General features: G+C 44.5%; 7 protein-coding genes. 3 read left to right on the top strand and 4 right to left on the bottom strand.

Features of this window, described 5'->3' with window-relative positions:
* Positions 1-64: 64 nt before the first annotated feature.
* From AC4IE7_RS15160 to hemE, 3 genes are all read right to left on the bottom strand, one after another.
* The gene (locus AC4IE7_RS15160; protein WP_490777693.1) at positions 65-1933 is read right to left on the bottom strand and encodes an ATP-binding protein; all 1869 of its coding nucleotides are present in this window, start codon (positions 1931-1933) and stop codon (positions 65-67) included.
* 920 nt (positions 1934-2853) lie between these two features.
* Positions 2854-3741: an NAD(P)-dependent oxidoreductase gene (locus tag AC4IE7_RS15155; RefSeq protein WP_490777692.1), complete on the bottom strand. Its 888-nt coding sequence runs from the start codon at positions 3739-3741 to the stop codon at positions 2854-2856.
* A gap of 33 nt (positions 3742-3774) precedes the next feature.
* Positions 3775-4845 carry a uroporphyrinogen decarboxylase gene (gene hemE, locus AC4IE7_RS15150; protein WP_490777691.1) on the bottom strand — a complete coding sequence of 357 codons (1071 nt, stop codon included), beginning with the start codon at positions 4843-4845 and terminating at the stop codon, positions 3775-3777.
* 136 nt (positions 4846-4981) lie between these two features.
* On the opposite strand from hemE, the gene AC4IE7_RS15145 reads away from it, so the two are divergent.
* From AC4IE7_RS15145 to AC4IE7_RS15135, 3 genes are all read left to right on the top strand, one after another.
* Positions 4982-5926, top strand: a complete 945-nt coding sequence (locus AC4IE7_RS15145; protein ID WP_490777690.1) for a hypothetical protein — start codon at positions 4982-4984, stop codon at positions 5924-5926.
* A 248-nt stretch (positions 5927-6174) separates the two neighbouring features.
* Entirely contained in the window at positions 6175-9096 is a 2922-nt protein-coding gene (locus tag AC4IE7_RS15140) for a chemotaxis protein CheB (RefSeq protein WP_490777689.1), read from the top strand.
* Positions 9097-9112: 16 nt separating this feature from the next.
* A complete protein-coding gene (locus AC4IE7_RS15135; RefSeq protein WP_490777688.1) occupies positions 9113-11059 on the top strand; it encodes a putative bifunctional diguanylate cyclase/phosphodiesterase in 1947 nt (648 codons plus the stop codon).
* A gap of 7 nt (positions 11060-11066) precedes the next feature.
* Here the strand turns inward: AC4IE7_RS15135 and AC4IE7_RS15130 are convergent, their stop codons facing one another.
* The gene (locus AC4IE7_RS15130; protein ID WP_490777687.1) at positions 11067-11825 is read right to left on the bottom strand and encodes an oxygen-binding di-iron domain-containing protein; all 759 of its coding nucleotides are present in this window, start codon (positions 11823-11825) and stop codon (positions 11067-11069) included.
* Positions 11826-12042: the final 217 nt, after the last annotated feature.

Below are 12042 nucleotides of genomic sequence, written 5' to 3'. Positions count from 1 at the left end.
TGAATCAAGTGGCGTAAGCTATTAATCCGGTAACAAATCTCTAGCTCAAATTGATCTCATTGTTTTATAGAATATTTTCAGATACCTGATATTTGTTGTAATCCCCTCGATAAGCATAGGTTAATGTCTTTACAAGGTCTTCCAGACCAATGGGTTTGGTCACAAGGTCAGAAAAGCCCGCTTCAAGTATCGTTTGATGTTGTTCTGGAAAAGCATGTGCAGTAACTGCAATCAATATTGGGATTGATAAGGACTCGGATTGCAAACGGTTAGCCACATCGATTCCGCTAAGTCCAGGCATCTGAATATCCAATAAAACCACATCGAAGTTTCCACGCCGAATATGCTCCAGTGCTTCATACCCACTGGAAGCCTGTTCAAACGAATTGCCAAGTTTTGAGAGAAATGCACAAAGTAACATGCGGTTTATCTCATTATCATCTACCACTAATACATGAAATTGTCGCCATAGATCAGGCGTCACTCCAGGTGGCTTTTCCGTCTCTATTATTCTTTTGATATCTGGATGATATTTCATAGCCAATTCGAAACTAAAACAGGATCCCTCATTGGGACTGCTCTCTACATCAAGTTTGCCTCCCATTTTATGCGCCAGGCTTTTTACAATTGCGAGCCCCAATCCTGTTCCTTCTGTTCGACGTGTTTCAAAGTTTTCGATGCGTGTAAAATTATCAAAGATATTGTTCAGTGCGGCCTCGTCAATACCAATACCTGTATCTATAACATCGAAACGTAGCACTATATTGTTATTACCCGTTTCTGCTAACTGCTCTATATTCAGAGTAACGCATCCCGATTCAGTATATTTAATGGCATTTGAGAGTAGATTACTGATGATCTGTCTAAGACGGCTTGCATCACCATAAAACTGTTCTTTTAAATGCTCATCTATATTAATTTTTAAACGTAAATATTTACGCTCTGCAATAGGACGCATTATGGCCACTAAATCATCCATTTCCGTGCGTAGCGAAAACGGCTCTTCATATAAACTTATCTGTCCTGCTTCAATGGCTGTGATATCGAGGATATCATTGACGATGCGCAGCAGGCTCTTACCTGCTTTATCAATCTGGCTCACAAAGTCTCTATGCTTTTGTTCTAATACCTCTTGACGAAGCAGTTCAGCAAATCCTGTGATGCCATTCAATGGTGTACGAAGTTCATGGCTTACATTTGCTAGAAATTGGTTTTTTGCTTCACTTGCGCGTTCCGATCTCTCCTTGGCTTCTATCAATTCAGATTCGATTTTTTTTCGGTACTCTATCTCCTTAGTCAGTTCCTGATTGGCCTCCTCTATTTCAGCGTGTGACATGCGTACTTTTGCCAGAAGCTTTTCGTTATCAAGCCAGATTTGTATATTTCGATTTACGCTGAAGCTGTAACCCTTGGCAACCCATAGCATGAATACGATATAGATCATTATCAGGATAAACATGCTTTCTGCTATCGCAGTACCTTGCATTGCAAGTGTTACTGCCAACGGCGTCAATAGAGCAAATAGTGATATCACATAATTTCTAAAAATTGTCGCACGTGTGATTATTCCAGTTGCCGTTACACCACCCAGCATGAATAGCGTTAGCAATTGATAAATTTCATTATCAATCATAAAACTGATGGGACCAATAAAGCCCCATGGCACTTCCGTCAGAATTACCAGATAGGTGTAATATGCCAACCATTTGTGGGCATTATCTTCTGTTGATTTACTATTGAACTCTCTAGTGACAATCAACACGAGAGTTGCGATAAGAAAATTCACCCCAACCCAAGAGAGCAAAATATAGGAAGGTAACTTTCCCCAAAAGAAATAGGTGATGGCAAGAAGCATGGCATAACTTCCAAAACTGTTTTTAACAACCAGCCTGTAGTACTCCTTAGCCAATTCCAGATTTAGTTTTTTATTCATATCTGAACACTTTTATAAATTCCGTTTAAAAAGATATTACTAATTACTTCCTCTACCGAACAGTGTGCTTTTTAAATTATGTCTCCCTTGTAAACACACAGGCTATTAACTCAGCTCATTCTTCACTATTTAAAGATCTAGTCTGATACTGCACTTTGGTTATTTGACTACTTACAATTGTTAACAGCGGTTTAGTATTACTATTCGCTTCAGTTAGGAAAATTAAAAGGAAGTGTCAATTTCATGCAGAACCACTCAATTGCTATGAATAGTACTGATGGGCAATAACAAGGTGAAACTATATCTCAGTGCTTGAGATTAAATCAGGTAAGGTCACGGTTCCCTCCGAATATTTATTGTTACAATCAAATATAATATGTCATTTAACACATTTATTCATATTGGGGAATACCCAAAGACAGCTCTCTTTCAGGCAATTTCTACTGAATTAAAGCTAGCAGTAGATAGATTTTCAGCCAATAATTCACTGGCTATAAGCGAGAATAATAATACATTTCTTCATAATAAAAAAAGAGTGTCTATATTTACGCCTTAACTACAATCTAATTGAACGGAAAACTTTTCCAATAACAGTTGCTCAATGGATAGGGTAGAGCTCTCCCCCTACCTAGATGTTTGAGAATTTAAAATTATAAAACCATGTTGAATATATTAAATAGAGATAACTTTTTACTACTACATTGATGTAGCAAAATATCTGGGGCAATAGTGTAAACAGATGGGATGAGTTAATGCCTACTTTCAAAGTTTAAAGTAGGCAGTCCACACTCAACATCTATTTGCAGCAGACGAGAAGGGGTTGAAAACCTTAGTTTAATCTATCGTGAAACAGTGATCTGAAATAACGGATAAGACTGACCCGGATGACTTAAGGGCACAAGCAATTAACAGAGGCGCCCTTAACAACCAATATCGGTCTCTGCATCAAATCCGGGATTAATCGCTTCATAGAGTGCAGAGTAATCCTCATCACCATAACCTGCCTGCTCTCCGCTGTTGAGTACACTCAACATTGCATCTGAAACCTGGGCATTCATTCCTGATGATTCAGCAACCTGCTTGAAGAGTCCAACATCCTTGATCAGATGTTTGAGGGGGAAGTTTGCGTTGCTATAGTCGTGTTCAATATATTTCTGTAACTTTTTATCAAATGTGGGTGCATAGAGAGAACTTTCACGTAGCAACTTCATGAACAGCTCTAGATCAACACCTTCCGCCCTTACCAAGCCCAGGCTTTGGGCAAATCCCACTGTAAGCGCTGCAATCAACTGATTCATTGCCAATTTCATTGCTGCAGCCTGGCCAACACTACCAACCAGATCAACTTCCTTGCCCAAGCCCCGTAACAGTAGCAGACAGTGATGATAGGCTGCTTCAGAACCAGCAGCCATGATAATCAATTCGCCATTTTTTGCCTCTGGAATACTGCCTAAAACCGGTGCCTCTAGATAGTCGCCACCTGCAGCCTGAACGCGTTCAGCCAGTGCACGACTCTCATCTGGAGATATGGTACCCATTTGCAAAACCGTCTTGCCTTTGAGTTGGGATTCGACCTGAGCACTGAATATCACCGCTTCTATGGCGGCGGCATCACTTAGGGTAAGTAGCAGCAATTCATTGTCAGCTACTGCCTGGGCCAGATCCGGCTGGATCTCTATACCCTCTTCGGTAGCCACTTTAAGCCGCTCTTCGGATCGATTCCAGGCCGTTACTTCATGGCCACGCTGAATCAAGCGATGGGCAATAGGAAGTCCCATCAATCCGAGCCCTAAAAGTGTCACTTTCATAATTGTAAACCGTTTAGAAAATCTATGGTCTGGTTATTCAGGTACGTGGTAGGGTCGGCTCAACTCATGAACCGCCTCGATAAATACCCCAGCATGCTCAGGATTGATCTCTGGATGAATACCATGTCCCAGATTAAAGATATGGCCACTACCCTGGCCATAACTTGCCAGTACTTGAGCCACCTCGTCGCGAATCCGTTGCGGTGAGGCATATAGGGTGCATGGATCCATATTACCCTGTAGTGCAACCTTGTCTCCTACCCGGCTTCTGGCATCGGCCAGTGACAATGTCCAGTCAATACCGAGACCATCGCAACCCGTTTCCGCCATCTTTTCCAGCCAAAGCCCCCCCCCTTTGGTGAACAGAATGGTGGGTATCTTTCTGCCGTCTGCCTCTTTCTTCAGACCATTCAGGATCTTTGCCATATAGTCCAGAGAGAAGGCCTGATAGTGTTGAGGCGTCAATGCGCCACCCCAGGTATCAAAGATCATCAGTGCCTGAGCACCAGCGTCAATCTGTGCATTCAGGTAGGCTGTGACAGCCGTCGCCACCTTCTCAAGCAGTCGGTGCATCAGATCAGGACGATCAAACATCATCCCCTTAACTTTAGAGAAGTTCTTGGTACCCCCGCCTTCGACCATATAGGTGGCCAGTGTCCAGGGGCTGCCGCTGAAACCAATCAGAGGCACTCGTCCATCCAGTTCCCTGCGTATGGTGCTCACTGCATCCATCACATATCCCAGGTCATCGGCCATATCCGGCAGACCCAGTGCCTCGACCGCGGCATCATCTGTCACCGGCCGCTCAAAGCGGGGGCCCTCTCCAGTCGTGAAATAGAGCCCAAGTCCCATGGCATCCGGGACGGTAAGTATATCCGAAAAGAGTATTGCCGCATCCAGGGGATAGCGCGCCAAGGGTTGCAGGGTAACCTCACAAGCCAATTCAGGGTTTTTGCAAAGATCCATAAAACTACCGGCCTTTGCCCGGGTCGCACGATATTCAGGCAGATAGCGCCCAGCCTGTCGCATCATCCACACCGGAGTCATATCTACAGGTTGTCGTGCCAAGGCTCTTAGAAATCGGTCATTTTTCAAACTGGTCACGGAAGAAGATCCTTTGGAATCATTTTTTGGTATAAAGAACAACTAAATCCAACACCATAATATGGTGTCAGGATGATAATTGTACACAGAAACGTGTTTTACATCCCTTTTCACCCCAGGAGCAGACTTCAGTAGCATGTCCCCGGTCAAACAGATCATTCTTGCAAAAAAAGATGCCTTAGCCAGCGCTATTGGCGACCCCCTCTCTCAACTGGCTGATCAGTGTGCGCTAGTGTGGCAGGACGCAGACGCATTGGATGCTGTTTTATTCAAGCACATCTCCACAATCACCAATTGTGAATTTCTCTACGCCTGGGATCTGACCGGTAAGGAGATCTCCTCCCTGGTCATGCCAGACGGACTGAATAACAGCTGGCGTGGCAGAGATCTTTCGGAACGCCCCTATCTGAAGAACAATCTCCCTTTCAAGGGCATCATGCTCTCCTCGGTCTACCACAGTCAGTTCAGCCAGCGGGAGTGCGTCACTGCCCTCCAGGCAGTTCGACAGGATAAACAGCTGGTGGGCTTCATCGCAGCAGATTTCTCTCTCGACAAACTCACCGCCCAAGAAGGGGGTCTCGAAGAGCAGCCCCAGTGGCAACAGTTTAAAGGGGATCCAGCGGTACGCGGACAGCTGTTCATGCAACAGAGAATTCAGAGTCGGCTTGATGAACATATCGATTCAGTACATGACACCGTATATGACCTGATGACGGAGCACGGCATTTTCCACTGCAAGATTCACTACTCAAGCGGACGCTGCTCTTTTTGGGATATCAAAGACCCCTACAGTTACCATATTCACGGTGTGGAGGAGATTATCGATCCAGACATTGCACTGGCCTACTCACTCCAACCCTATCCTGATCGGGCGCAGGTAACACCTGCACAGCTGAGAGAGGTTTTTCAGGAGTTCAAGGCTTTACGCTTTGCGGATGAGACCATCTATCTGCGTAGTGCGTCGATCAACATCATGAATCGCATGCTTGGCCTCACCTTCTCCTGTGACGGCTCCCACTATATGCCTGTCGATGAATTTATCGAAAAAAATCTCAGTTTCTGGATCGGCTCCAGCCACTAAGGCGCGACAACTCAACTCCCCGGCTATTGGAAAGGGCTGACCATTCTCGGCGAGCCGCGCCTTGATCAAGGGCAGGTTTGAAACCCTGAAGACGACATACTTAGTCGCCGGGTTAATAGTTGCTTGTTCCCTTAAATATCAACGACGCAAATGGGACTTAAATTTGTTGATCGACAGCATTCAAGATACTATCTTAATAAGTATTATATTATGGGAATCATACACCAACACCATGACCAAGCTCCGATATGAATGAGAAGAACAGTGATGACAAGGCACAATCCAACAAAGTGGAACAAGCAGCACACCCCACACACATAGTCGGTATTGGTGCTTCGGCAGGTGGATTGGAAGCCATAGAGGCTCTTTTCAAGGAGATGCCACCAGTAAGCGGGGTGGCCTTCGTCGTAATACAGCATCTCTCCCCAGACCACAAAAGCCTGATGGCAGAGTTGCTTTCAAAGCGTACCAGAATGCCGGTCCACCGGGCTGAGGATGGAATGGGGGTAGAGCCTAACTCAGTCTATCTGATCCCACCCAATAAAAATCTCCGCCTCTTCCATGGTCGTATCATCCTCTCGGAACAGGACAGGGATTCACGAGGCATCAATCTCCCCATTGATATATTCTTCCGCTCTCTGGCCGAAGACCAGGGCGCAAAAGCGATCGCCATAGTGCTTTCTGGCACTGGTAGTGATGGTACCAGTGGCATTCGTGCCATTAAGGAAGAGCTGGGCATGGTCATGGTTCAGGCCGAAGAGACCGCTGCCTTTGACGGCATGCCCCGCAGCGCAATCGCTACCGGACTGGTGGACTACATTCTTCCGCCGAATGAGATGCCCATTCAGTTACTCTCCTACTTGAAACACCCGTTTACTGCCAAGGATGAATATGACAGCACGGTGCTCAACGATGAGGATGGGGTAGCAAGAATATTTGCCCTGCTTCGGGAAAGCAGCAAAATTGATTTCACCTACTATAAACCGACTACCATCATAAGACGTATCGAACGTCGCATGGCGGTCAATCAAATACACGATTTAAACGACTATGTCAGGTTTATGGAAGGCTACCCTGTTGAACTCAACAGTCTGCATAAAGATCTCCTGATAGGAGTTACCAGCTTTTTTAGAGATCCTGAAGCTTTTAAGGGAATCGCAAACAAGTATCTACCACAACTGTTTCTAGATGCGAAAGAGGACAAGCTCAGACTCTGGGTGAGTGGTTGTTCAACCGGTGAAGAGGCCTATAGCCTGGCCATTTTATGTTGTGAGGAGATCGAGAAGCAAAACCTCAGAACAGACGTCAAAATATTTGCCACAGATGTGGACAGGGAAGCGATTCTTACTGCCAGTGCAGGGGTATTTGCTGAAAGTGCAGTCGCAGATATTGAGCCAGGCATGCTCTCCAAATATTTTTATCGCCGAGACGAGGGGTTCCACATCAGTCGCCAGGTCAGGGAGATGGTGGTCTTTGCACAGCACAACCTGGTCAAGGATCCGCCCTTTACCAATATGGATCTGATCAGTTGCCGCAACCTGCTTATCTACCTTCAACCCGTACTGCAAAAGCGTGTACTTGAACTATTCAATTTTGCACTTAACCCCAAGGGCATCCTGTTTCTGGGAAGCAGTGAGACCACTGGTGAAATGGCCGAATATTTCGAACCGATCGACCATAAATGGCGCATTTATCAATCACGGGGACGGCGCAAACATTCAGAACTATCAGAACCCGCTATAAATTTCGATGCCAAACGATGGTACAACAACAATCGTATGGCAGGACGCGGTACAAGCGCCCGTCTCCAGGAGGAGGAACGTCTCCTGGAAAGACTCGTTGAAGGTGTAGCAGGAGACTATTTACCATTCTGCCTCGTCGTCAGCGAAACACTGGAACTGATGCATGTCGCTGGCGATGCAAAAGACTATCTACAGTTTTCTACTGGGAAGGTGGTCAATGATGTCTCAAAACTGGTGATTAAGGATTTATCAATTCCTCTAACCACCGGCTTGCAAAAAGTTTTTAAGAGCAAAGAGGAGTTAGTCTACTCCAACATCAACTTGAATATGGAAGCGGTACATAAAGTCGTCGATATGCGACTAAAACCTCTGCCCACAAAAAAGCGACAGGCATTGTTGGTTGCAGTTTTTATTGAAGAGGTACGTACTACCCTTGAATCAGAAACTTTTTCTGCAGAAACCTATAATGTCGGCAAGGAGGCTCAGCAACGCATTGTAGATCTTGAGAATGAGCTTCAATTTACCAGAGAGAATCTGCAGGCCACAGTTGAAGAGCTTGAAACCTCGAATGAAGAGCTTCAAGCCACCAATGAAGAGTTGCTGGCGAGTAATGAGGAGTTGCAAAGTACCAACGAAGAGCTGCAATCCGTCAATGAAGAACTCTATACCGTCAACTCAGAGTTTCAAGGCAAGATTACAGAGCTGACAGAAGTCAACAACGACTTGGACAACTTACTGCGTAACACCCGTGTTGCCACCCTGTTTCTTGACGAAAATCTGGAAGTACGTCGCTTTACACCAGAAGTTACTCAACTGTTTCGTGTTATAGACCAGGACATTGGTCGGCCGGTCAGTCATCTCTCCCATAGTCTCAAGGATGTAGATATCATTGAACTGGCTAAAAAGGTTCTATACACAGAAAAAGGGATCGAGATAAAAAAAGTTAGCTCTGACAATAATGACGAGTTTTTATTACGGGTCTTTCCTTATCAGATAGCACCGAATACTTACTCAGGTGTGGTTTTTACTTTTATTAATACAAGTGGACTAAAAAAAGCCCTCAATGAGTTGGTTGAGCGCGAACTACGCATGGAGGCACTGCTCAAGGTTAGCGATGCCTATGTGCTTATTAATGATGACGGTGTCATTCAAGAGGTAAACGATAAACTTTTAGAGCTGGTCGACTTCGAACAATCAGAGTTGATTAATAACAACATCTCAATGTTAATGCCTGATAAGGATGCCTCACAACATGACCACCATATCAGTAGATATTTGAAGGAGGGCACTTCAAAAGTCATCGGCACCAGCCGGGAAGTTCAAGTCAAAAAGAAAGATGGAAAAACCATCCCTTGTATACTGACTCTTTCAGAAGTCACTATCGACAACCGCCATTGGTTTGTTGGCCTACTCAAGTCATTAAATTGAAGCGTGGAGACTAGAGTTGAGTAGTAATGATAAAAACAATCCTGTCAGCGTACACCACGAATTCATGCGTGATAAAGCTGAAAAGATTGCACAAAGACGGGCACGAATTGATTTCGAAAAAAAGATAGCTGACCGTGACAGGCTTTTACAGGATTTACATGTTCATCAAATTGAACTTGAACTACAGAACGATGAGTTACGACAATCACAAATTAAACTAGAGTTTACTCACCAACAGTATCTTGACCTTTATAACGATGCGCCAGTGGGATATGTCAGCTTGGACGATAGCGGAATTATAGTTCGCGCCAATCAAATGTTTGCCTCTATGTTGGGGATTGAGAAATATATCCTCTCCGGTAAGGCACTCGCGGAATTTATGCTTCCGGCTGACCAAAATATATACCGCAGCCGCTTCAAAGCGTTCTCAAACAAACCTGACAACAAACACATCGATGTCCGATTCAAAATTGGCTCGAATGATAAAGAGAACAATATCTTTGTCGGTAGGATTCAGGGACGCCGGCTCAATAATAAAAATTCATCACCTAACAGTTCTCACTGGTCTGAAACTATTCTTGTCGTTATCAGTGATATCACTGAACTTAAAGAATCGGAAGAGAAGATTCACTTTCAAGCTCACCACGACACGCTTACTAAGATACCCAACCGTACTTCACTTTTTGATCAGTTAGAGACAGCACTTTCACTCGCGCTTCGGCAGGGCAAATCTGGCGCTCTGCTTTTTATGGATCTAGACCACTTTAAAAATGTAAATGATTCACTCGGTCACCATACAGGTGACAAACTTTTGATCAGCTTTACAAAGAGATTACGCGAACATATTCGCCGTGAAGACATGCTGGCTCGAATGGGTGGGGATGAGTTTGTAATACTGCTTGCTGAACAACATTCTGACAACAATATGATGGCAGTTATTGCGCAACGCTTTGCTGAACATATTGCCGAATCCCTCAATGAACCAATCATAATTGATGGCCACATTTTTCAGATAACTGTAAGTACAGGAATCTCTATCTTTCCATTTCATGATGACGACAACATCAATGATATTGTGCGTCAAGCAGACACAGCAATGTACCAGGCCAAGAGTGATGGCCGAGGCATGGCACGATTTTTTCAATCCTCTATGCAGGAAGCAGCAAAACAGCGTATGACTGTTGAGGCAGAGCTGCATGTTGCATTAATCGAGCAGCAGTTTAAGCTTTTTTATCAACCCCAAGTAGATAAAGATGGAATCATTCATGCGGTCGAAGCACTACTGCGTTGGCAGCACCCCTATCGTGGGATAGTAACACCAGATAAATTTATAAATGTTGCTGAAGATACTGGAATGATTGTAAAAATCGGAATCTGGGTCATTGAAGAGGTAGTAAAACAGATTGTCGAGTGGCGCAAGCAGAAAGTCTTTGACTCAAATATATCCTATGCGATTAACATCAGCGCAAAACAGATAACATCACCAACATTTTATAGTCAGGTCGAAGAGATTATTGAGAAATACCAGATTGACCCAAGCTGTCTCGTATTTGAAATCACTGAGTCACTCCTTCTACCCAACAACAAAATCGCCAACGAAACCCTAAACAGACTTTCGCAGCTGAATATTACCTTTTCTGTAGATGACTTTGGTACCGGCTATTCATCTCTTGCCACAATAGACAAAGCCCCCATAGGACAACTGAAAATTGATAGATCTTTCGTAACAGATCTGAATTGGCCTGATGAAGCAGAAGAACCAGTGCAGGATCAACCATACTCTCTCGTGAATGCGGTGCTCTCACTTGGTAGGGCTTTAGGTCTTGATGTTGTAGCAGAAGGGGTGGAGACTCTGGAGCAGTTGCGAGTATTGATACATCTTGGATGCCCATACCTGCAGGGGTACTATTTTAGTCGACCAATTCCAGAGAACGAGGTCCCTGAATTGGTCGACAAACTGTAGCTGGGATTCAGGGCAGTTGATAGTTAGCCTGGGTCACGAGATCAACACCACACTCCAGATTCTCAACCCAAGATATAAACTCTTTGACCACCTTTTTACCAATAAAGGCACGACCATGCTGGGGTACGATCATCTCGATGTCGAGCTGTCTAACCATATTAGCCCAGAGTCTGCATACCTTATTGGAGTTCATGTAGCGTCGGTGAAAACCCTCCATATAGGGCATCACTTCTGATAATTTTTTCACTGGGGCATTCAGATCACCTGGTGGTAGATTTGCCCCTAGATCGCCAGAGAAAAGTATTCTGCTAAGTGGATCGTAAAATTGGAAATTACCTTCCGCATGCAGGAAATGGGCAGGTAGTGCCATCAGCCGGATATTTCCCAGCTGCAGATTGGTGCCCTCATCAGGAATTGGTACAACACGATCAACAAGTCGGCCTGGTCGCGTGAAATGGGGTATGAATCGTTCCCAGAGTGCAGGTACTACGACCTTACAATCAGTGCCAACCAGCCATTTGTTGACTGAAGCAACAATATCCGGGTCTTGATGCGAAGCGACTACATAGTCGAGTTTCTTCACATTCATATAATCACTGATTGCCATGAAGAGGCGAGAGTAGGTTAACTCCCCTCCAGGATCTATAAGTGCAGCATGTTGATGATCGTAAATAAGGAACTGGTTGGCTTGAACTGCTTCGCCAGATACCAGATCCCTGAATGCCACACATATGTGGCTACCATTATTGAATAGCTCAACTGACATAATTTTCGCTGCTTATTGTGATTGAAACTTTGCTGCTTAGAGCAGGTTCATCCTTGTATTCGATATCGGCCTTATCGTCCGGAATCTTAAAAGCTTAACCATAATACAGTAAAATATAAATAAAAAAGGCCTTTTTATTGACCTCTAACCACCCATACAGCCTCTAATCGTCTCTAAGATGCCGTTATTCTTCTTTTAAAGGGTAATTTAAATCGTG

The sequence above is a fragment of the Candidatus Thiodiazotropha sp. AKAK3 genome (assembly GCF_058244645.1).
Note: the sequence above shows the minus strand (reverse complement) of the source record. Positions and strands in the feature narration are given on the sequence as shown.